This is a genomic window from Vibrio sp. D401a, assembly GCF_030248515.1.
In the GTDB taxonomy this organism is placed as follows: Bacteria; Pseudomonadota; Gammaproteobacteria; order Enterobacterales; family Vibrionaceae; genus Vibrio; species Vibrio rotiferianus.
In genome coordinates this window covers 168732-191723 of the sequence record NZ_JAHGAI010000008.1, presented here as the reverse complement: position 1 = coordinate 191723, position 22992 = coordinate 168732, and the positions used below count along the sequence as shown (strand labels likewise).

Sequence of the window (22992 nt, the reverse complement as noted above, 5' to 3'; positions counted from 1 at the left end):
GGGAAATAAAATGGCTTCGTTATCATTATCAGCGTTAGTTGAGCGGTTGTCACCTCATGCTAAAGAAACATTGGAACAAGCAGCGGCATTGGCAAGCTCGCGGACTCACCATAGTATTGAATTATCCCATTGGCTTACAGCAATAATTCAGCACCCAGAAGATCTGTATTTAGATGTGTTCGACAAGTTAGATTTAGATAAGCAAACGGTACTGAATGAATTACTCACTCAGTTGGAAAAATATAAGACAGGATGTGAAACAGTCCCTGGTTTATCTGCACATACAGTGACCGTTATGCAAAATGCATTTATGGCTGCAACTATTGAGTTCAAGCAAGATAAGCTGACTTGTATTCATGTGCTATACGCATATTTGTCTGATGATACGCTGATTAATATGTTGAGTGCGGTGAGCCCTGAATTAAGTCAAATCGATCCAAATAAGTTGTTAAATCTTGGAGAGCATACCGAAAGCAAAACACATGTGAGCCAAACCGCTGGTGGAGCTTTAGAGCAGTTTACCATTGACCTGACTGAGCAAGCACGACTGGGACTTATTGACCCTGTGATAGGTCGAGATGATGAAATCAGGTTAATGATAGATATTCTTCTAAGGCGTAGGCAGAACAATCCCATTTTAACTGGTGAGGCTGGTGTAGGTAAAACTGCAGTGGTCGAAGGTTTAGCGCAGAGAATAGTCGATAAAGATGTTCCCCCTGCTTTGCAAAATGTATCGGTCAAGTCTCTTGACCTAGCCCTTTTGCAAGCTGGTGCGGGTATGAAAGGGGAGTTTGAAAATCGTTTAAAAAATCTAATTAAGGAAGTTAATCAATCAGTTGATCCTGTCATTCTGTTTATTGATGAGGCTCATGGACTTATTGGTAGCGGTGGACAAGCTGGTCAAGGTGATGCAGCCAATATACTCAAACCCGCTTTAGCTCGAGGGGAACTCCGAACGATTGCTGCAACAACTTGGGCAGAATACAAGAAATACTTTGAAAAAGATGCAGCCTTAACTCGGAGATTTCAAGTTGTCAAAGTTGACGAACCATCCACTGAGTTAGCGATTGATATGTTACGAGGTTTACTGACGGTTATGGCAGACCATCATGACGTATATATTACTAGCCAGGCTTTGGCCTCTGCTGTTCAACTTTCTGCTAGGTACATTAATGGTCGCCAACTCCCGGACAAGGCAGTCTCTGTTCTTGATACGGCTTGTTCTAGGGTTGCGTTGAGTCAGTCATCAACGCCAGGATTGCTCGATTCTAAACGCAAGAAATTAACCTTGAAAGAAGAAGAACTCACCCAGTTATCTAAGGAAGCTTTATTTGGTTCAGATCTCGGGCATAACGTTGGCCAAGTCGGTAACGAAATTGAGGTGTTAAAGGGAGAAATAATAGCGCTAGAAGAACGTTGGCGTGAAGAAGTTGAGTGGGTCTCTCAAGCAAAAGCATTACGTCTAAAGATAGCCGAAGATGGTTTAGATGAAGATAGACGAGAGCTAGTGGAAATAGAAGAAAAACTGTCTCTTAGTGCAGACCCGCTTGTATTCTCGCATGTGAATGAAACCTTAGTTGCGGAAGTTATATCAGACTGGACTGGTATTCCACTTGGTAAACTTCAAAATGATGAAATTGAAGCGGTATTGAACCTGAAAGACAGTTTGTGTGAAAGAGTCGTTGGGCAAGATCATGCTTTAGAGGTTATGGCAGAAGTAATAAAGACTGCCCGAGCTCAACTTATGGATGAGACTAAACCTAATGGTGTCTTTTTACTAGTCGGGCCAAGTGGTGTAGGCAAAACAGAGTCTGCACTAGCTATCGCGGAGAAGGTCTATGGGAGTGAAGATAGTGTCACGACAATCAACATGTCTGAATTTAAAGAAGAGCACAAAGTTTCCTTACTATTGGGTGCTCCACCTGGGTATGTCGGCTATGGTGAGGGAGGAGTTCTTACTGAAGCCGTAAGGAGAAAACCATATAGTGTAATTTTGCTTGATGAGATGGAAAAAGCTCATCCTGGAGTACAAGATATTTTTTATCAAATCTTTGATAAGGGAATCATTAAAGATGGCGAAGGACGTGATATTGATTTTAAGAACACGATTATAATCATGACTGCTAATACAGGTTCTGATACGACTACCACTTTGTTTAGTGATCCAGAACTTGCGCCAGAACCTCAATCACTAAAAGAAGCGCTACGTGAAGACTTACTTAAGGATTTCAAACCAGCGTTTTTAGGGCGAGTCAATATTTTACCATACGTACCACTTAGAAAATCAGTATTGATTAATATTAGTCAGCTAAAGATTAATAAGATAAAAGCGCGTGTTTTGGATCATTATGGTGCAACTCTTACAGTTACAGATGATTACATCTTACATCTAGTAGAAAGTAGCAATGAATCTGAAAGTGGTGCGAGGGCCATTCAAACTATGATGGAAAACCTTCTTCTTCCTCGAATTTCTAATGAAATATTGTCGTCAGTTCTCAGTAATAAGAAAATTAAAGATATTTTTGTGGATTATACCAATGATGATTTAATTGTCTCAGTTTCTTAACATCTGTTTCATTGGGAAAGTAAACTGAGAAGAGAATCGAATTAAATTAAATTTAAGTAATTCAGTGCTTAAAAATATAACAAAATAAAGTTATAAAAGTTTGTATTTAAAACTAACCTTTTGATACATGAATCAATAATCATTTCACTTAGCTGATATGATTTTAATATAGTTAAATGTCAATTATTAATGCTATAGGAGATTAGCATGCAGTCTAATACGTATCTTAAATACGCAGATATTAAAGGTGAGGCAACCGCTGAGCAATACAAGGATTTAATCACACTGCTATCTGTTGACTGGAGTGTGGGTCGTGAGATTTCGTCATACACTGGTACAGCAATGGATCGTGAAGCCAGCGCGACTCGTTTGTATGACCTTACTATCACTAAACTTCAAGATCGTGCTTCACCAGATTTGTTTAAAGAAGCAACGATCGGTAAAGGTAAACCTGCTGTTTTCCACATCACGAAGCAGGGTGAGAAAGTAGAAGAAATCATGAAGATCGAACTTACAGATGCAATGATTTCAAACTACTCAGTATCAATTCAAGATGACCGTCCAATGGAAACAATCACTATTTCCTACACAGAAATGATGATGACAGTGACACCGACGGATGATAAGAACAACACTTCTGCGCCACTTGTATATGGCTATAGTGGTGTTAAAGGTCAACAAATGTAATTTGGCTATAGTGGTGTTAAAGGTCAACAAATGTAATTTGGCTGCGGGGGCAAATGCCCCCGCTATTTTTAAAGAAGTATGTAATGAAAAAAGCAACACAAGATAATAACTTTATAAGCATCTCTACTCCTTTTGGCAAAGATGCCGTTATTTTGAATTCCTTTGAATACAGAGAAAAGGCTTCAGAGCTTTTCTCATTGCGTGCCAATGCCTACTTTAATGGTCAAAAAGGTGAACTAAATAGTATTATTGGCCATGAGGTTGTCATCACACTAGAGAATAATGAAGATGTTTCTTCTCAACCAAGATATTTTCATGGTGTTGTTTCAAGAGCAAAACTAACTGGAACAAGAATAAGTAAAGAAAATGATGGCGAGAACTATAAGAACATAGAGATTTTTATTGAACCTAAATTTAGATTTTGTCAATACCGTGTTAATTGCAGAGTTTTCCAAAACAAAGACTTGAAAGAAATTATTTCTGAAGTTTTGTCGGAGCATGGAGTTTTGTTCAGCTTCAAGTTAAATAAAAGTTACCCCAAATATACTTATAGAGTTCAATACGAAGAGTCTGACTTAAGCTTTGTAAAGAGAATATTGGCTGAAGAGGGTCTATCATTCTGCTTTGTGCATTCGAAATCTTCTCATACTATTGAAATATTTGATGATGTAAGCTACTACAAGCCAGGGGTGGAATTTATGGTAGACCATGACAGTGGTACTGCCAGCGCAAGTCACATATCTGCCTGGAGTGAAAGCCAAGCTATTGCTACGAAAGCAAGCCATAAAACGGGTTTTAACATGTTAAAGCCAGCGGCTTTCCCGAAAAACAGTGTAAATGGGGCTTCGGCGTTATTTACCATTCCCTCCAGTGAGCACTTTGAATATATGGGAGAGTCCGAGACTGCCGACCATTATGCTTCTAGGAATATGCATGCAATTGAGTCAATTCAACAAAACATATACTTGTGTGGTGGAGAAGCGACATGTCGAACCTTTACAGTTGGTAAGTGCTTTAAATTCAAAAAACATGAAGATAAATCTCGAATAGGCAAAGAGTACGTTTTAGAGTCTGTTGTCTTATCAGCTTCTGTTTTCAACCAGACTGGCCAAGGCGGTACCGCCTCTCAAGGGGTAAGGGTTGCATTTACTTGCGTTGATTCGACAACGATTTTGCGTCCGGCAGTAAACTATGTGAAACCGGAAATAAAAGGGCTACAAACCGCAATTGTGACTGGTAATAAAGATGGTGAGATATACATTGATAAACATGGTCGAATTAAGGTCCAGTTTCACTGGGATAGGAAAGGCAAGTACGATGTAAACAGCTCTTGTTGGATTAGGGTCGCTCAGAATATCGCTGGCAATGGTTGGGGAGCAGTTTTTCACCCTAGGGTTGGTCAAGAAGTAATAGTTGAATTTGTTAATGGTGACCCCGATCAACCAATAGTTACTGGGGCTCTATACAACGGTAGTCAGTTACCTCCTTATTCGTTACCAGAGCAGAGTTCACAAAGCGGTTATAAATCGCGTTCTATCCAGAAAGGCGCTAGCAACTTCAATGAGTTACGCTTTGATGATAAACCAGGTGAGGAACATATTTACCTTCACGCCGAAAAACTCTTTCAAATGCTTGTTGAAGATAATGCTGAAATCTCAATAGAAAACTGTCGAACCGAGCAGGTTACTAATGATTCGATGCAAACTATAGGTAAGAACCTGTCAGTTGAAGTAGGCGAGAACTATTCCGGAGATATCGGGAAGTCACTTGCCTTAAAAGCGGGTAAGAGCATTGAAATTAAAGTCGGAGGGGCATCAATAGAGATGTCTAGCTCTGGAGAAATTAACATCAAAGGGAGCAAGATATCTATTAATGGATCTGCGATTGCTCTAAAAGCGGGTCAAATCTCTCTTAACTAAGGAGGAGTCATGGGTAAGCCTTCGGCAGTGATTGGTAGTTTTCATGTCTGTCCTAAAAAAACAGGAAAGATCCCTCATGTTGGTGGGCCTGTAGTGATGGGATCCCCCAATGTTAAAATTGGGGGGATTCCCGCCGCAAGACAAGGAGACAAGCTAGTATGCGTTGGACCGCCAGACAGTATTTCCGCAGGTTCATCTAGTGTAAAAATCAACGGAAAAGCAGCAGCTCGCGCTGGTGATGCAACCTCCCATGGAGGACGAATTGTCATAGGAAACCCAACTGTACTCATTGGTGGTTAAATTGGCGTTAGGTTTTGAAACACAGGTGATATGTTTAAATGGCCACGAATTCTCTAGCATTAAACCGCTCTTCGACTTTGCTGATACCAACATCTCAATGTCTATGAATCCGCTGGAGTATCATTTTGATAGTAGACCGAGCGAAACTATCAGTTCCTATTCGCAACAGCTTAAGAATTTCTTTATTAAAGGAACTTTGATTGTTCTTTTACCCGCCGATACTAAAAAGCATGAAGTTCAATCCACGATGCAAATGCTAAGAGCGACAGTTGAATTTGAAAGTGATACTAAATTTCAAATATATCCATACGGAAATGCATCTTTCTTGCTAGCGCTTTCTCATATTGAAAGAGCAACAAAGCAAAACGATTGCTGGATCTTGGCTATACAGCCAGCTACCAATCAGGCATCAACAAAGCTTAACAACGGTGCGCTCATCTTAGCTAGAGCGTTCCCTTGTGATACAGGACTTGAGTGTTTGCCTGCTAGAGTTGACCTCGCAAACTCCACCAATCAAAGCGCGATTGATAAGGTAGTGTCGCAGCTATCATTCAGAAGTAGTTCCTTGTTTACCTCGCTCTCCTTATCTCTCGATGCTAATGAGCCACTTTGGTTAAATTCAATAAAGTATCTGGCTCCTTGGATAACGGAAGCAACGAACTACGAATTTCTAGATGCTAAATTGGGCTCTCTTGGTGTATGTGGTGGTTTGTTGAAAGCAATAAATGCATTCGAGAAACAAATTAGGGAGCCCGAAAAGGGCTTTCATCAATTACAGCTAGATATCGAGCCTAGAGGGTACGTAGTTGGTACAACATATACGTGGGTTTGAGTGTTGAAAAACGTATAGCTTTATTCGCTGTGTTACTTGATAAACCACATGAAAAGCTTACGAACTCACGATATCCTAGGGGGATAATAAGATAGCGCCATGTAGATGGCAGAAAGTGAATTCGAATGAAGTTTATCCATACCTCAGATTGGCACCTTGGCCGACAGTTTCATAACGTCTCTTTGCTTGACGATCAGCAAGCGGTTCTCGACCAGTTAATCCAATACATTGAAGACAACCCTGTTGATGCGGTGGTTGTTGCTGGTGATATTTATGATCGTTCTGTCCCACCAACCATTGCGATTGAACTACTTAACAAAGTGGTGAAGCGAATCTGTGGTGAGCTAAATACGCCGATGATTCTGATTTCTGGCAACCATGATGGTGCTGAGCGCCTAGGTTTTGGCTCAGAACAGATGAAAAATGCAGGTCTTCACATTATCAGTAACTTCGAAGACATGCTTACCCCTGTTGTTATTGAAACCGCAAGCGCAGGGCAAGTGGCTTTTTATGGCATGCCTTATAACGACCCTGAGCAAGTCCGTTTTGCCTACCAAGAACCCGTTTCGACCCACGATCAAGCGCACAAGTTACTTGCCGAGAAAATCACTGAGCAGTTCCAACCAGAGCAACGTAACGTGTTAGTCAGTCACTGCTTTGTCGATGGTGCCATTGAGTCTGAATCTGAGCGTCCACTTTCGATTGGCGGTTCCGACCGTGTCAGTCACGAGCATTTTCTCAACTTTGACTATGTAGCGTTGGGGCATTTGCACCAGCCACAGAAAAAAGGCGAAGAGTACATTCGTTATTCTGGTTCACTGATGAAATACAGTTTTGGTGAACAAAACCAGAAGAAAGGTTTCACGCTGGTGGAAATTGACCAAAACGGTTTTGTCACGGCAGAGCATATTGACCTTGCCGCACCTCATGAGATGCGAATCGTTGAAGGCGAACTTGAACAAGTAATAGAGCAGGGCAAAACCGATCCGAAAAACGAAGACTACCTGTTGGTACGTTTGATGGATAAGCACGCGATCTTAAACCCAATGGAAAAGCTACGTACTGTTTACCCGAATGTTTTGCACCTAGAAAAACCGGGCATGTTAATAGGTGTCGAGCAGGAAATGGCGCAAGCGAAATTGGCGAGAAGTGAGATAGACATGTTTCGAGACTTCTTTTCGGAAGCTCAAGACGGCCAATTATCGCAAGAACAAGATCAAGCGATCAGTGACATCATCAAACAACTTTCTCAGCAAGCTCAGTAAGGACCAAACATGAAACCCATTAAACTGACAATGCAGGCTTTTGGTCCGTTTGCTCAAACAGAAACGATTGAATTCGACAAGCTGGGAACTAACCCTCTGTTTCTTATCAACGGTCCTACTGGTTCGGGTAAAACCTCGATTCTCGATGCGATTTGTTTTGCGCTTTATGGTGAAACAACGGGTAACGAGCGTCAAGGCATTCAAATGCGTTGCGATATGGCAGCACCAACGTTGCTAACTGAAGTGACGCTAGAGTTCTCTTTGCACGGTAAGTCTTATCGAGTGATTCGCTCACCAGAACAAGAAGCACCAAAGGCGCGTGGTGAGGGCATGACGGTGCGTAAGCATACCGCAGCTTTGTATGAGATTACGGACGAAGATAAGCTCATCACCAGCAAAACAACGCAAGTAAAGACAGAAGTGACCAATATTATTGGCTTGAACGAAACTCAGTTCCGCCAAGTGATGGTGCTACCGCAAGGTAAGTTTCGAGAGTTGTTACTTGCGACGTCCAAAGAGCGTGAAGAGATATTTGGTCAGCTATTCCAAACGGATATCTACAAGAAGATTGAATATGCGCTGAAAGACAAAGCGAGTGCCATTAGCAAAGCCAAAGACGAGTTTGATAACCAAATTCGAGGCGCGCTGCAGGTAGCTGGTGTTTCTTCCGAAGCGGAGTTAACAGAGCAGCGTGAAGCCTTATCTGCTCAATTTGAATCGGTGCAAAAGCAAGAGCAAGAATCTCTGGCGCAATTAAATGCGGTAAAAACGGAACTGCAAAAAGCAGAAGCGCTGAGCAATGAGTTCAAAAAGCGCGAGCAAGCCGAAATTGCGTTGAAGCAACACTTGGAACAGAGCGATGCTGTCTCATCACGTCAATTGCAGTTAGACAATGCGAAGAAGGCAAGCAAGGTTGAGTTGCCTTATGTCACGTTACAAAACGCCTCAAAGCAAACGCAAGAACTTGAGCAAAAGGTGGCTAAGTTATCTCAAGATCTTACTGTGGCAAATGACGCGGTAAAATCCAAAGAAGGCGCACTGCAAACCGCGAAAGAACAAGCTGCACAATTGCCAAAACTGACAGAACAGAAATACCAACTTGAAGGTATGAAAGGAAAGTTGGTTGAAAAGTCAGAGCTAGAGAAAGCCATTAATGCAGGTTTGACGCAAAAGTCGGAGTTTGAGGCAACGCTTAATAAATATATCGCTCTGAAAGAGAAGTTAACGCTAGAGGCGCAACAAGGTCAGAAGTCACTGGATCAAGCTCGAGTCGATGTTGCAAGTATTGGCAGTGTAGAGGCTGAGATAAAACAGCAACAACGTTTGATGCAAGACCTACAGAAGCTAACTGGCTTAAGCCAAGAGCTAGCTAAATTGGATGCATTGACGCCTAGCAAACAAGCTTCGGTTGACCAAGCAAAAGCGCGATACGTAGAACTTCAACGCTCAGCAGATACACTTGAATTGAGCTGGCACAATGCTCAAGCCGCTGTATTGGCTCAGCGTTTACAAGCCGGTGAAATGTGTCCGGTGTGCGGTAGTGTAGAACACCCTCAACCCGCTCAATTTGTTGGTGAAGAGGTAACAAAAGAGCAAGTTCAGCGTGCTCGAAACACGGAGCGAGAAGGGCAAGTTGTACTTAACCAATTGAACAATCAGTTGGAGCAGCACAATATCGCAATCGGACAATACAAGCAGCAGATTGAGCAACTATCCGTTGAGCTTGGTCAAAACGCATCAATGGATTTAAGCGCGTTACAAGCGTCCATGCAGCAGCTCAATGAACGTTTACAGCAATTGTCATCGATTAACTTGGTTCAGCTGGAACAAAGCGTCAATGAGTTAAACCAACGTTGTGTTACTGGGGAAGGTAAGATCAATGATCTCCAAAACCAGATGGCAGCGAATGAATCGACGATAAAAGTGAACCAAGAGCAACTGGCTAAACTGTCTGCTTCGTTAGATGCTAAGTACTCATCTCTTGAAGTTCTTGAACAAGACATTGTTGCGATTCAAAAACAGATTGCGGAGTTAAATGCCACATTCGAGGTTGCACAAAACCATTTGCAAAAAGCGGTGCTGGCTAAGACCAATATTGAAAGCCAACTGACAACCAATCAACAGTGGTTGAATGAGGCACATGAACGTTTGAACACAGCCAAAACTGATTGGGCGCAAGCGTTGCAGGCGAGTGCATTCGAGGATGAAGCGCAATTCCTAGCATGTAAAGTTGATGAAGCCGAGATGCAGGTTTGGCAGCAAGAAATTGATGCGTTCAAACAGACTCAAATCAAGCTAGAACAAACATTGGCAGATTTGAGTTCAACGTTGAAAGATTTGGCGTTGCCCGACTTAGAAGAGCTTAACGTTAAGTTAAACAGCACTCAGCAAAGTTACGTTGAAGCGCGCAATCAGCTTGATAGCACGCGCTCTTTGTTTGAACGTCTAGAGAAAGTGCGTAATGACATCGCGACGTTACATGACAAGAACACTAAGTTAGAAGACGAATATAAAGTGTTTGGTACTTTGTATGACGTTGCAAGCGGTAAAACGGGTAGCCGTATTAGTTTGCACCGATTTGTCCTTGGTGTGTTATTAGACGATGTACTGATTCAAGCCTCACAGCGTCTAAGTCTGATGAGTAAAGGCCGCTATATCTTGGCTCGCAAAACCGAAGGCTTTAAAGGTGCAGCAGGGCGAGGCTTGGATTTGGTGGTTGAGGATAGCTACACAGGCAAAACGCGCGATGTCGCGACATTATCAGGCGGTGAATCTTTCATGGCTGCGTTGGCATTAGCGCTCGGTCTGTCTGATGTTGTGCAGTCTTACAGCGGTGGTATTCGTTTAGATACACTGTTTATTGATGAAGGTTTTGGCAGCTTAGATCCGGAGTCTTTGGATCTTGCGATTCAAACCTTGGTCGACTTACAGCAAACGGGTCGCATGATTGGCGTGATTTCTCACGTTTCCGAGCTGAAAGAGCAAATGGCGCAACGCATTGATGTCGAACCGTCGCGACTTGGTTCTACAGTTTCTGTGAAGTCTCAGATGGCATTTGATTCTTAATCAGTACTGGAAAATATGAATAAACAAAAAGCCCCACTAAATTACGGTGTAAAATAGCGGGGCTTTTTGGTTCTCAGTTTCGAAGCATTTATTGTTCGCAGAAGCGACCTTCTTTCGGTGATTGCGTAATCGCATATTCACCATCAAGGTTGCGATAAACAACTGTGTTCCATACTGATCCGTCATTCAATTCAAACTCTATCGCGTAGTTCACACCACTCACAATTTGTGCATGAACGGACAAGATCTGTTTAAACGAAGCGAGAGTTTCCATTTTGTTTAGGACAAAGGCCATTGCCTTTTGAGCGTCTGGGGTAGCATCGAATTCGTTCCACCCACTTGGCATATTTCCTTGTGTATTACATACATCTGCCGAGGTTGTTGACTGTGTCGCTTCATCTTGAGTTTTTTGCTGACATCCGACAAGCAAAACCAAGATTGCGCAAGCTGACACTGTTTTTAATTTCATAAAAATAACCTCTATTTATGTAAGCCCGCATTATATAAGTTGGCGTTCCAGCCCAATGTCTACGTTGTGCAAACTTTTTATATGAACAGGGTTAAATCCTGATTAAATCGTTGCGAGCGAGCTCCAAAAAATAGATTTTGGTTAACTTTTTGCCTAATTTTGCTAGTAAGTCACGCTTAAGAGCGAACGCTAATTTCCTATTCGTTTCGCGTCGTGAATTAAGATCACAATTATAAAATAGACTTGGAAAACATAACTTTGCACGTGTATCTGTTTTCGCAATACAGCCATATAATCCAATGAAAATTCATTAGGCACTAATATAAAGTGCTGAATGATTGTTGTGATGAAGCAAAATGGATGAGAGGTAACACGATGAAGCAAAAAGCGCTATATCTAGCAGTAGCATTGGGTTTGAGTGGTCTTTCAAACGTAGCATCCGCTAATGAAATGGTGAATCCAGATGGCGGTGTTGTAGTCGGTTATTGGCATAACTGGTGCGATGGGGCTGGTTACAAGGGCGGTAATGCGCCGTGTGTGACGCTGGATGAAGTTGACCCAATGTACAATGTGGTTAACGTCTCCTTCATGAAGGTGTTCAATACCAGCGAAGGTCGCATTCCAACCTTTAAGCTCGATCCAAATATTGGTGTTTCAGAACAACAATTTATTGATCAAATTAGCGCACTAAACCAACAAGGACGCGCCGTTCTTATTGCGCTTGGTGGTGCAGATGCGCACGTCGAGCTGAAAACTGGCGATGAGCAAGCATTCGCACAAGAGATCATCCGCCTTACTGATAAGTTCGGCTTTGATGGTCTGGATATCGATTTAGAGCAATCTGCAGTAACCGCGTCAGACAACCAAACAGTAATCCCAGCTGCACTTCGCCTTGTAAAAGAACACTATCAACAGCAGGGCAAAAACTTCCTAATTACGATGGCGCCTGAGTTTCCATACTTAACAGAAGGTGGCAAATACGTTCCTTATATTACTGGATTAGAAGGGTACTACGATTGGATCAACCCTCAATTTTACAACCAAGGTGGTGATGGTATTTGGGTTGAAGGTGTGGGTTGGATTGCACAAAACAATGATGCGCTAAAACAAGAATTCATTTACTACATTTCAGACTCTCTATCGAACGGTACACGTGGTTTCCATAAAATTCCGCATGACAAATTGGTGTTTGGTATTCCATCTAACATTGATGCAGCAGCAACGGGCTTTGTACAAGATCCTCAAGATCTTTACGACGCGTTTGACCAACTTAAAGCGCAAGGGCAAGCACTTCGTGGCGTAATGACATGGTCAGTTAACTGGGATATGGGCACCAACAAGAATGGTCAGGCGTACGGTGAAAAATTTGTGAAGGATTACGGTCCGTTTATCCACGGTCAGACTCCACCACCGCCAAGTGAAGGCGAACCGGTGTTTAGCGGCATCAACGATGTTCGAGTGCATCACGGTAGTGCATTTGATCCGTATGCAGGTGTTACCGCATCTGATAAAGAAGATGGAGACCTAACTAACAGCATTACTGTCGAAGGTTCAGTTGATGTGAACACTGTTGGCACTTATGTTTTGGTTTACAGTGTAAAAGACAGCGACAACAATGAAACCAAGCAAAGCAGAACGGTTGTTGTTTACAGTCTTGTGCCTGAGTTTGAAGGTGTCGCGGATACAACTATCCAGCTTGGTGATGCATTTGACCCAATGGCAGGTGTAAAAGCCACGGATGCAGAAGACGGTGATTTGACTGATCAAGTTCGTGTAGAGGGCCGTGTAGATGTGAACGTTCTAGGCGCCTACAACTTGGTTTACCGCGTAACGGACAGTGCTAATCAAACTACGACAGCTCAACGCTCTGTGATTGTTTCTGATGGCAGCAGTTACCCTCCGTATGAATCTGGAAAAGCGTATGAAGCAGGTGACATTGTCACAGGTTCAGATGGCAACTTGTATCAATGTAAACCATGGCCATACACGGGGTGGTGTTCAAATCCTTCTTATGCGCCAGGTGAAACCGTTTATTGGTCAGACGCATGGGATAAGTTGTAATTAGTTCATTTGCAAGCCTCCTTCACTGGAGGCTTTTTTATGCGCGTAACTTCACATCTTATTGAACCTACACTAGAACTTTAAAGCGTAATCATTAATATCCCGCCTCCGCATTTTCCAGACTTACCTATAGTTGGAATGCGTCGCTCTTTGTCAATTTGGTACGGTCACCTAGGAGGATTTAATGAAAAGGATCAATGTAGTAGGCAGCAGTGCAAGCGGTAAATCGACGTTTTCAAAGCAACTCGCAATGAAATTAGGTGTCACGTACATAGAAATGGACAGGTTGTTCTGGCTTCCCGATTGGAAAGAACTCGATGATGAGACGTTCTTCGATAAAGTCGTTGACGTAACTCAACAAGACGCTTGGGTACTCGACGGGAACTACAGCCGAACACAACCGTACAAATGGCAAAGGGTCGATACCATCATCTGGCTCGATTATTCACGTTCTATCACCACTTATCGCTCCGTAACTCGTGCTATCAAAAGGGCATGGACTAAAGAAGAGTTCTGGGAAGGAACTGGCAATAGAGAAAGCTTTAGAAAAGCGTTTTTGAGTAAGGATTCGATTATTTGGTGGTCGGTTAAGAATTACCGAAAGAATCGGAAGCGTTATCTAAAACTGAAAGAGGACTTAAAAGGTTCACCGATCAAGTTCATCCACATCACTTCACCAAAAATGGCACAAGATTTTCTTGGTTCTCAAGATTTTATAAATAGATAAGTAACTTATTTAAAGGACTTTTTGGCAACGGCTCGCAGCTGTGTAAATCCTGACATTTCGCCTCCGTTAGATGATGAATACTAACCAAGTTCCCGTCGTATTCATTGTGGAGGTATTATGATCGGTTACGAGGAAATGGCGATATCCGGCTACTTAGGTTGGTTACTCGCTGTTTTGTTGGTTTACCCCTTTGCCTATGTTGGTATTCATATCGGAGTATTCGATATAAAAATCCGTACCAAAGTCAGCCGTTATTTCAATCGCTTTATATTAGCTTTGATTGCATTTTTACTGATTATGCATATGCAAACTGAAGTGGTTTACGGCAAGTACTTTCTTGGTCTTTGGGAAGCACAACAGTAACTCTGATCGCATTAATTCCCATCGCCTTGTGCTAAGTTGTCGAAATTGAACTAAAAATCGACAACTTAGCATGAAGCCATACGACCTATATTTTCTTCATACTTCACCCGTACACATTCCACCTTTCTCCAAACTGATGACAGAGCTCGCGCCTGATTTAAAAGTCGCACACTTTGCCGATGCCGACTTGTTGGAGTGTTTGGTTGCTGGAGAGGACGAATCTGAGGTGGAGCAATCAGTACAAGGCAAAGTACGAGAGCTTTCTGAACAAGCAAACTTGGTGGTTTGTACTTGCTCCTCAATTGGTCGCTTTCCTGAGTCGCTTACAGAGCAGGGCGTTAACGTTCAGCGTATCGACCGCGCGATGGGTGACCAAGCTGTAACTCATGAGCGAGTGTTGTTACTCGCGGCATTATCGACAACCATTGAACCTAGCTTGGCGTTACTTGAGACGAGTGAGGGCAATTGTATCAGTCAGTTAGATACGTTTGTGGTTGAAGGTGCTTGGGAACGCTTTCTCGACCAAGATAACCAAGGCTATTACGACAAGATAAAAGCGGTAATAGAGCAAAAGGCTCGTGATTATGACGTAATCGTACTGGCACAAGCTTCGATGTCAGGTGCTGCATCATTAGTTGATGTCGACATTCCAGTATTAAGCAGCCCACGTTTAGGCGTAAAAAGGGCAATTGAAACCTTAAGGATATTCCATGCAAATAACTAGTTGGATTCAGCTTTGCTTGCGCGAGCTTGAAGGGACGCCCATAAAAGAACATTCCGATATCGAAGCATCTTTTGCTGAGTCGGAACGTTTCTCAAAATGGAAGGCAAGCAAAAGAGAAATACGCCTCGAAGAAGTCAGTGATCGTTGCTGGATCAAGAGCTGCACGGGTGGCTACATCACAGAGGTACATTTGCATGCAGATGGTTCACTTGATGAATACACCTTGTTTGGACGCCTTCATACCAAAGGGCATTGGGAGCTAGACGCTGGCGTACTTCATATCACGATCTACAAAGGTGAAAACACTTATGAACTTTCTGTTGTGGGAAACCGTGAACCTTCCATCCACTCGGCGATTGAATACAAAAATGGAGAAGTGCACTCCTATCTAAAACTGACTCCAATTTCTCAATAGCAATTTAACAAGGACGAGCACCACAATATGGACATTGTATTTGTAAGGCATGGCGTGCCAGATTTTACGTTAGCGGATGAGCGGCAGATGACTCAGCTTGAGAAGGACTATGCGCCGCTTTGTCGAGAGCATTTGCCCGTGCTGCAAGAAAAGCTCAATCATCCAGTCTTCAATGATGCTGAAATCATCATCAGCTCTCCTTACACAAGAGCCCTTCAAACTGCAGAAATCCTCAATCGTCACCGCGGTTTGCCTTTGATTGTTGAGCATGACTTGAGAGAGTGGCGTGCTGACAAAGAAGGCGGCTACATTACCTTGAATGAGAGAGACCGACGCTGGCACGAATACCGAGAGTTGTTAAAAGCGGGTATTCCAATGACCGATAATCGTTACGAACATGTTGATGAGCTACAAGCACGGGCTGAATTGGTGCTGGATCGTTACCGCCAATATCGAAAGGTTGTTGTCGTGAGCCACTTTAATGTGTTTGAAGCACTACAAGGTTTCCAAGACGTAGGACTGTCCTGTGGAGAATTTCGATACATTAATTTCTGATCGAATTTTTATCTTCTATAGTAAAATCAGACACTAAATTAATTTCAGGTTGCTGTATGAAATCTCTTAAAACACTTTTACTTTTGTCTCTTGCAACGTTGTTTGGCTGTACGTCTAAACCGGACGGCGTGGAGCCGGTCAATAACTTTGAACTTCAACCATATCTAGGCAAGTGGTATGAAATTGCCCGTCTTGATCACTCCTTTGAGCGCGGTCTATCTAATGTGACGGCTGAATACGAGCTTCGTGAGGATGGTGGCGTAACGGTTATCAACCGAGGTTATTCAGAAGAAGATAAAGAATGGACGCAAGCTGACGGCAAAGCGTATTTCGTTGATGGTGAAAACACAGGGCATTTAAAAGTGTCGTTCTTCGGTCCGTTTTATTCGTCTTACATCGTATTTGAGCTAGGTGAGAACTACGACTACGCGTTTATCTCTGGTTTCAATCACGACTACCTATGGCTACTGTCACGCACACCAACTGTCGATAAAGCAACGGTCGAGCGTTTCAAACAAGTAGCAAAAGATAAAGGCTTTGCGTTGGACGAGCTAATTCTCGTAGACCAAACCAAATAACGCGCGAAATGATCGTCTTATAACAACGATCTGTGCTTCATAAAACTCAGTGGTGTCTGTCCGGTTTGTTTCTTAAAGAACGCAATAAATGCGCTGTCTGATGAGAACTCTAAACAATGGGCAACATCACTGACTTGTCTTTCTTCACATAAGAGCTCAATAGCCTTAAGTAGCCGCCATTGTTGACGCCAATCTTGATAAGACATGCCAGTCTCAGCCTTAAATAGGCGAGTGATAGTTTTGCTGCTCGCGCCAACGGTTTGTGACAGTTGGTTTAACTCAGGAGCTATAAAATCACCCTTGGTCATTGCCTTGCGAAACCCTGTTAAACGCCTATCAGAAGGCAAGGGTAAAGAGAACTCAAACTGCTTCGCTTGGTAAAACTCTTCCCAAAACAAAGCGCTCGTAGCCTGAGTTTTCGTTTCTTCAATATCCCATTCCCACAATGCCATTTTGTCGATCAGTGCTTTTAAAAGATCGTTCACCTCAATCATCACTATTTCATCAGGGCAGTTGTATTCACTGCAATCAAAATAGAGTGAACGGTAAGCCACAACGTTGGTCATGACGGCTCTGTGAGAAGTATGTGGCGGAATCCACACCGCTTTAGTTGGTGGTAAGGTACAAATAGAGTTATCGAGTGCGAACGTCATGCAGCCTTGTGGCGCATAAAGCAATTGTCCTTTCTTGTGTTCGTGCATACCGGAATCATGTTTGCCGACATCCGCTGCAATGCCAACCACACTCGCGGCAATCGCGTCCGCATCAAATCGAGTATTATCTTCAATAATTGCCATTTGTCCGAATCTTGATGTTTTTGGTTTTAATGTTGTTAATGGGTAAAGCATAACGCCTTCTATACTGCACGCCAAGTTAAGTTCGTTACCCACTTAAACATCTGTAGGAGTGGGACAGAGAGGTAAAAATGAAAACGAAACCTTCTATTGGATTGATGGTGGTGATGCTGATGTTTCCGCAAATTGTGGAGACCATATACAGCCCAGCGCTAGGTAATATTGCTCAGTCATTTGCTGTGACGTATTCGCAAGCAGCGCAAACCATATCTATCTATTTTTCTGCATTTGCTATTGGCGTGGTGGTTTGGGGAATCTTGGCAGATAAGTGGGGCAGACGCCCGACCATGCTGGCAGGGTTGTTGGTTTACGGCGCATCTGCTTTGGTCGCTATGCAAACAGAAAGCTTTGACGTGATGATGATAGCTCGCGCGTTCAGTGCTTTTGGTATTGCGGTTGGGTCGGTCGTGACACAAACCATGCTAAGAGACAGCTTTTCAGGCGATGAGCTAAGCAAAGTATTTAGCGTTATGGGTTTGGGTATTTCCATTAGCCCAGTGATTGGCATGTTGCTCGGTGGTCAGTTAACAGCACTCGGTGGCTATCAGGTTGTGTTCTTTACGTTGTTTATTTTGGCGCTTGTTTTGCTGTGCTACAACGCGGTTAATCTACCTGAAACACAAACTCAAAAGCAGCCGCTAAACATCTGTTCATTACTTGGACGAATGTTGAAAGATGCTCAAATCTGGCAATCTGCGTTGTTGGTTGCGCTCTACAACATTGCTTTATTCGCATACTACCAATTGGGCGCATTCACTTTTGAGCAGCTCGGACTGACTTCTGAGCAGTTCGGATACAGCGGTGTGATATTGGGCGTTGGTACCTTAATTGGCAGTTTGATGAACAAGTCATTGCTAGCAAAAGGTCGCTCACAAACGCATTTGCTTTGGATTGCATCAGCATTTTTGATCATCGGAGGCTTCGGTGTGTTTATGCTGCAAACATCGATTTGGTTCTTGGCCCCAATGTTGTTCATTGTGATGGCATTTGGTATCGCGATTCCAAATGTTCTGAGCACCGCTTTAGTTGATTACAAGCAACAAGCGGGCAGTGCAGGGGCATTGCTAGGATTAATGTACTACTTGATGATTGGTTCAGGTCTAGGCTTAGCTGGAATGATTCAAAACCTTGGATTTGTTCTAATGTCGTGTGCTGCATTGGTTTTATTGGTGACATTGTCACGTAGAGCTTGACTGAAGCATGTTGAAAATACCAACAAAGAAAAGCCCTGCAAGTTATGCAGGGCTTTGTGTTATTGGTTTGAGCCTAACAATCTGAAATTACAAGCTATTAAATTCAAAGGTGTTACTTAATCAGTCGAACAACCAAAGAACCTGGCGCTCGGATCGATTCAATGTTGTGGCTCAGTACCGTGCCTTCTGTTGGCGCTGTGTAACGCTGAATCTCATCACCAAAGCTGTCGTATTGAATTGCAACCAATTGACCTTGTTCTACCTTATCCATCATCTTCACTTGTGGTAGTACAAAACCACCTAATTCAGCGCGAATGCTGATGATGTCTTTGCCTTCTAGGCAAGGCGTGATCTCTGCAACTTCACCGGTCACTACGTCATGACGAGCAAGGATATTGAAGATGCCAGTCACGGTACGGTCGATCAGCTCTTGTTCTGTGTAACGACCCATGCCCACCTCGATGGTGATGCTTGGAATGCCGCTGTTGTTCCAGACGGTTTCAAGTACTCCAGCGTCACCCGGATCGTTAAGAATCGCATCTGGGTTAATGAGGCGAGCCATTTCCAGAGATTGCTCAATACGGAAATCGGCAAACACGTACAGCGGGTAAGCAGCACCAGTGGTTTGAGTGTGCAAATCAATCGCCAGTTCTGCGTTCGGTTTAAGAAGGTTATTCCACAAAGCAAATAGGAAGCGGTTTGCTTCGTTGCCGTTTGCATCACCAGGGAAGAAACGGTTTAAGTTTGCAGGAGATGCATCTGGATCCGCAGAGAAGAAGTCACGGCTGTGGTTCAGCATACCAGTTAGGTTGATGGTCGGAACAACAGTTACAGTACCTGCGATGTCTTTACCAATCAGTTCACGAGCGGTCTTTTGAGCCGCTAAAACACCGTTGTATTCGTCACCATGAACACCTGCTGTGATCATGATTTTCTTACCCGGTTTTTCGCCTTTGAAAACCAACACAGGTAAATGTTGCCACTGAGATAGGGCGTTGGTTGCGATACGGAACCAAAACTTATGCTCGCCTGCAGGCAAGTCTGTTACGTCAAGAGATTGAATGACTTGATGACCTTGAATTACGTCATCCAGAAATTGTGTTGCCATTAAAGTTGTCACTCCAAAACATCTTACTTCGATGCTTGTTTGCCATACGGCTTGAATTAAAAAAGGCGAGAACTTGTCTCGCCTTATTCTTTATACCCAAACTCCGCTTTCGCGTTTAAGTTGCTTGGGGATATTGGTAATCAGTTTACGCAAAACCCATCACGTGAGCTGCGACGACGACAATGCTCGATAGGGTAAAGAGTAATAGCATAAAGCGCCAGCAGAATTTCGCCCAGTCACCCCAGTCGATACGACATACACCCAGTGTTGCCATTAGAGACGCTGAAGTTGGAACGATAACGTTAGTGAAACCGTCACCAAGTTGGAATGCTAGAACCGCAACCTGACGAGTAACACCAGCGATGTCTGCAAGAGGAGACAATAGAGGCATTGTCAGCGCTGCTTGGCCAGAACCTGAAGTCACGAAGAAGTTGAAGATAGATTGGAAAACATACATCAACCAAGCCGCAGCAACGTCAGGAAGACCGCTGATTACGCCACCAGCGCTGTTCAGGATCGAGTTCAGTACGCTCGCTTCATCAGTAGTACCGCCACCTAGGATAAGCAATACACCTTTCGCACAACCAACCAATAGAGCAGGGGCAAGCATGATTGCTGCACCTTCTTTAAATGCGTCAGCCGCACAGTTTAGCGTCATGCCGTTCAGACGGAAGATCGTACCGATAATCGCAACGACAAAGCCCATAGTGAAGAATTGTGACGCGATTTCTGGAATGTACCATGCGTTAGCTACTACGCCCCAAACAACCCATACTGTCGTTGCGATAACCGTAAGGATAACTAGGGTGTCACCTAGGTTCCAACGAGAATCGTGGTCACCTAGCTCTTGCTGACGGAAGTATTTGTCAGTACGACGGCTGTAAGAAAGCTCAGGGTTTGCTTTGATACGCGCTGCGTAAATCATAGTGAAAGCAATACCGATAAGTGTAAAGCCAGCCCACAGACCCATACGTACAGTCATACCAGACAGAACCGGAATACCAGCAATACCTTGCGCGATCGCTACCGAGAATGGGTTCATCCAAGACGTTGCAAAACCAATCTGAGTCGCAACGTAGGTCACCATTACTGTAGTGATGCCATCGTAGCCAAGACGAACCATTAGTGGTGCGATAATAATCGCAAATGCAACGGCTTCTTCACCCATACCAAATACTGCGCCGCCCAAAGAGAACAGCAAAAACAGAACTGGAATGAATAGTGCTTCGTTACCTTTGGTCTTATCGATAAGGCGAAGGATACCGTTGTCGATTGTGCCTGTGCGCATTACCACACCAAATGCACCACCGATAACAAGCATGAACATAATAACGCCAATTGCGCTGCCCCATTTAGAGCCTGAAACCAGACCTTCGAATGGGAAGTTCATTAGACCAATACCACCGCCTGACGCGAACAGTCCAACCTTGTTGTAAACCAATTCACCGTTTTCGTCGGTTGCATAAGAGAAAGAAGATGGATCGATAACTGTGCGAGTTTTTTCTGCACCGTCGACCATGTAGGTCACCTGTTGGCTATCGAAATGACCAGCAGGAATTAAGTAGGTAAGAATCGCAGCAAGAATACCAACAATGAAGATCAAAATGAGGGTATCAGGCATCTGCCATGATTTAGGGGTTGCCGCCGATTCCGATGGCTGAGCGTGTGTGTGAGACATAACCTATTTCACGTCGAATTATAGAAAGCATGAAATATCGATAAAATAGAATAAAAAGTCAATATTAACTGAGTTGATGAACTATAAATTCATCAATAATTTGATCTGAAGAGGGTTGAGTTGCTTATCAATGATTTAATGGTTAATTGTTTTGGTTAGATGTTGTGCGAATGAAAACGGAGTTAGGACTTGTGGTGATTCACAAGTCCCATAATTATTCACTTTTCTGCATGAGGTGTTTGTTCTGAATAAAACGCGGCAACATCGCGCAAATCTTCATCATTCAGCATGCGTAACTGGGCTGCCATCATTTCTGCCAAAGGACCTAAGCGAAGCCCATCTTGATAGGCTTTCATAGAATCATACAGGTACTGAGCATTCTGACCGGCTAGGTTAGGGTAAGCGTCGTTTGTCGTCATGCCGTTCGAACCATGACAGTAAACACAGCTAGGCGATTTAAGTTTGCCTTTATCAACGTCACCAAAAGGTTTCGCCACAACAGAGGAAGAGAGAAGAAGAGGCGTTAGAAGCACGTATCTAAGCATGAAATGCACTCATTGTAGTTCTTGAAAGCGCATAGAATAAAGCTTCCCCTTAGGGGAAGCTCAATGATCAAAATCAAGTTAAAGCAGAGATTTAAGGCTAGATAGGAAGGTATCGATGTCTTGTGCCGAAATATCTTTGTGCGTCACGAAGCGGATTGGGTTTCCTGGCGTAATCGTGATGCCTTGCTCCTTCATCTTTTCTGCGATACCAGCGATATCCACTTGTGGATCAAGCTTGGCAAAGACGATGTTGGTTTGAACAAATTCTGGATTAACAGAGAAACCAGGCAATTGCGCTAAACCTTCCGCTAAGGTTTTTGCATTGATGTGGTCTTGTTTTAGCTGTTCTACTTGCTCGGTAAGGGCTAGTTTACCGGCTGCAGCAAGAATACCCGCTTGGCGCATGCCACCACCGACCATTTTTCTTAGACGGCGTGCTTTTGCGATGTACTCTTTGCTACCAAGCAGTAGCGAACCAACAGGGGCAGCCAAACCTTTAGATAAACAGATAGTCATTGAATCAAAGTACTGACCAATCTCTTTCACTGGAACATCAAGCGCAACAGCTGCGTTGAATACGCGAGCGCCATCTAGGTGCATCTGTAAGTTATGTTTGTTCACAAACTCACGAGCCTCTGCAAGGTAGGAAAGAGGAATCACTTTACCGTTGATGGTGTTCTCTAAACTAAGTAGGCGAGTACGTGCAAAGTGCGCGTCATCTGGCTTGATAGCAGCTTCTAGCTTATCGAATGGCAAAGTACCGTCTGGGTTGTTTTCAATCGGTTGAGGTTGAATAGACCCCAGTACCGCAGCGCCACCAGCTTCGTACTTGTAGTTATGCGCTTGCTGACCACATAGGTATTCGTCACCGCGCTCACAGTGTGCCATTAAGCCAAGTAAGTTTGCTTGTGTACCAGAGGTCGTGAACATTGCCGCTTCAAAGCCCGCAAGCTCAGCAGCAAATTGCTCTAACTCGTTAACGGTTGGGTCATCACCGTACACATCATCGCCGACAGGAGCGGTAAACATTGCTTCACGCATTGCTTGGGTAGGTTGCGTAACGGTATCTGATCGAAAGTCCATAATT

At 43.5% G+C, this 22992-nt stretch carries 21 protein-coding genes; 15 read left to right on the top strand and 6 right to left on the bottom strand.

Going from position 1 to position 22992, the window contains the following annotated elements; translation table 11 throughout:
* Positions 1-10: 10 nt before the first annotated feature.
* The 7 genes from tssH (at position 11) to KIV41_RS05070 (ending at position 10635) form a co-directional block, all read left to right on the top strand.
* A complete protein-coding gene (tssH, locus tag KIV41_RS05100) occupies positions 11-2566 on the top strand; it encodes a type VI secretion system ATPase TssH (protein ID WP_285335819.1) in 2556 nt (851 codons plus the stop codon).
* A gap of 207 nt (positions 2567-2773) precedes the next feature.
* Positions 2774-3253 (top strand): type VI secretion system tube protein Hcp, encoded by a 480-nt coding sequence (locus tag KIV41_RS05095; protein WP_038886696.1) that lies wholly within the window; start codon positions 2774-2776, stop codon positions 3251-3253.
* An 83-nt stretch (positions 3254-3336) separates the two neighbouring features.
* Positions 3337-5172, top strand: a complete 1836-nt coding sequence (gene tssI, locus KIV41_RS05090; RefSeq protein ID WP_045388924.1) for a type VI secretion system tip protein TssI/VgrG — start codon at positions 3337-3339, stop codon at positions 5170-5172.
* Between the two features lie 9 nt (positions 5173-5181).
* A complete protein-coding gene (locus KIV41_RS05085) occupies positions 5182-5472 on the top strand; it encodes a PAAR domain-containing protein (protein WP_010452246.1) in 291 nt (96 codons plus the stop codon).
* Position 5473: 1 nt separating this feature from the next.
* Entirely contained in the window at positions 5474-6304 is an 831-nt protein-coding gene (locus tag KIV41_RS05080; protein ID WP_252042669.1) for a hypothetical protein, read from the top strand.
* Positions 6305-6429: 125 nt separating this feature from the next.
* On the top strand, positions 6430-7569 hold the full coding sequence (locus KIV41_RS05075) for an exonuclease SbcCD subunit D (protein ID WP_252042671.1): 1140 nt from the start codon (positions 6430-6432) through the stop codon (positions 7567-7569).
* A 9-nt stretch (positions 7570-7578) separates the two neighbouring features.
* The gene (locus tag KIV41_RS05070; RefSeq protein ID WP_285335818.1) at positions 7579-10635 is read left to right on the top strand and encodes an SMC family ATPase; all 3057 of its coding nucleotides are present in this window, start codon (positions 7579-7581) and stop codon (positions 10633-10635) included.
* An 88-nt stretch (positions 10636-10723) separates the two neighbouring features.
* Here KIV41_RS05070 and KIV41_RS05065 read toward each other — a convergent pair whose 3' ends face one another.
* Positions 10724-11104, bottom strand: coding sequence for a cystatin domain-containing protein (locus KIV41_RS05065; RefSeq protein ID WP_252042673.1), 381 nt, complete (start codon positions 11102-11104; stop codon positions 10724-10726).
* 375 nt (positions 11105-11479) lie between these two features.
* Here KIV41_RS05065 and KIV41_RS05060 point away from each other — a divergent pair, with 375 nt between their 5' ends.
* From KIV41_RS05060 to KIV41_RS05030, 7 genes are all read left to right on the top strand, one after another.
* The gene (locus KIV41_RS05060; RefSeq protein WP_252042674.1) at positions 11480-13165 is read left to right on the top strand and encodes an immunoglobulin-like domain-containing protein; all 1686 of its coding nucleotides are present in this window, start codon (positions 11480-11482) and stop codon (positions 13163-13165) included.
* 184 nt (positions 13166-13349) lie between these two features.
* Complete coding sequence (locus KIV41_RS05055; RefSeq protein WP_252042676.1) at positions 13350-13892, top strand: (d)CMP kinase; 543 nt, start codon at positions 13350-13352, stop codon at positions 13890-13892.
* Between the two features lie 117 nt (positions 13893-14009).
* On the top strand, positions 14010-14255 hold the full coding sequence (locus KIV41_RS05050) for a hypothetical protein (protein ID WP_005444063.1): 246 nt from the start codon (positions 14010-14012) through the stop codon (positions 14253-14255).
* A 70-nt stretch (positions 14256-14325) separates the two neighbouring features.
* The gene (locus tag KIV41_RS05045) at positions 14326-14979 is read left to right on the top strand and encodes an amino-acid racemase (protein ID WP_285335817.1); all 654 of its coding nucleotides are present in this window, start codon (positions 14326-14328) and stop codon (positions 14977-14979) included.
* A complete protein-coding gene (locus KIV41_RS05040; RefSeq protein ID WP_252042677.1) occupies positions 14966-15394 on the top strand; it encodes a hypothetical protein in 429 nt (142 codons plus the stop codon). Before KIV41_RS05045 ends, KIV41_RS05040 begins: the two co-directional genes overlap by 14 nt.
* Positions 15395-15421: 27 nt before the next feature.
* Entirely contained in the window at positions 15422-15949 is a 528-nt protein-coding gene (locus KIV41_RS05035) for a histidine phosphatase family protein (protein ID WP_252042678.1), read from the top strand.
* A gap of 56 nt (positions 15950-16005) precedes the next feature.
* Positions 16006-16527, top strand: coding sequence for a lipocalin family protein (locus KIV41_RS05030; protein ID WP_252042680.1), 522 nt, complete (start codon positions 16006-16008; stop codon positions 16525-16527).
* 17 nt (positions 16528-16544) lie between these two features.
* Here KIV41_RS05030 and KIV41_RS05025 read toward each other — a convergent pair whose 3' ends face one another.
* Entirely contained in the window at positions 16545-17324 is a 780-nt protein-coding gene (locus KIV41_RS05025; RefSeq protein ID WP_244663155.1) for a helix-turn-helix domain-containing protein, read from the bottom strand.
* Between the two features lie 128 nt (positions 17325-17452).
* Between KIV41_RS05025 and KIV41_RS05020 the strand changes: the two genes are divergently transcribed.
* The gene (locus KIV41_RS05020) at positions 17453-18574 is read left to right on the top strand and encodes a multidrug effflux MFS transporter (protein ID WP_285335814.1); all 1122 of its coding nucleotides are present in this window, start codon (positions 17453-17455) and stop codon (positions 18572-18574) included.
* Between the two features lie 112 nt (positions 18575-18686).
* Here the strand turns inward: KIV41_RS05020 and KIV41_RS05015 are convergent, their stop codons facing one another.
* The 4 genes from KIV41_RS05015 to ltaE form a co-directional block, all read right to left on the bottom strand.
* On the bottom strand, positions 18687-19682 hold the full coding sequence (locus tag KIV41_RS05015) for a succinylglutamate desuccinylase/aspartoacylase family protein (RefSeq protein WP_038867648.1): 996 nt from the start codon (positions 19680-19682) through the stop codon (positions 18687-18689).
* A 145-nt stretch (positions 19683-19827) separates the two neighbouring features.
* Entirely contained in the window at positions 19828-21360 is a 1533-nt protein-coding gene (gene yfcC / locus KIV41_RS05010) for a putative basic amino acid antiporter YfcC (protein WP_005443800.1), read from the bottom strand.
* A 218-nt stretch (positions 21361-21578) separates the two neighbouring features.
* Positions 21579-21905: a cytochrome c gene (locus KIV41_RS05005; RefSeq protein ID WP_285335813.1), complete on the bottom strand. Its 327-nt coding sequence runs from the start codon at positions 21903-21905 to the stop codon at positions 21579-21581.
* A 78-nt stretch (positions 21906-21983) separates the two neighbouring features.
* Positions 21984-22988 carry a low-specificity L-threonine aldolase gene (ltaE, locus tag KIV41_RS05000; protein WP_069687588.1) on the bottom strand — a complete coding sequence of 335 codons (1005 nt, stop codon included), beginning with the start codon at positions 22986-22988 and terminating at the stop codon, positions 21984-21986.
* Between the last annotated feature and the right edge of the window lie 4 nt (positions 22989-22992).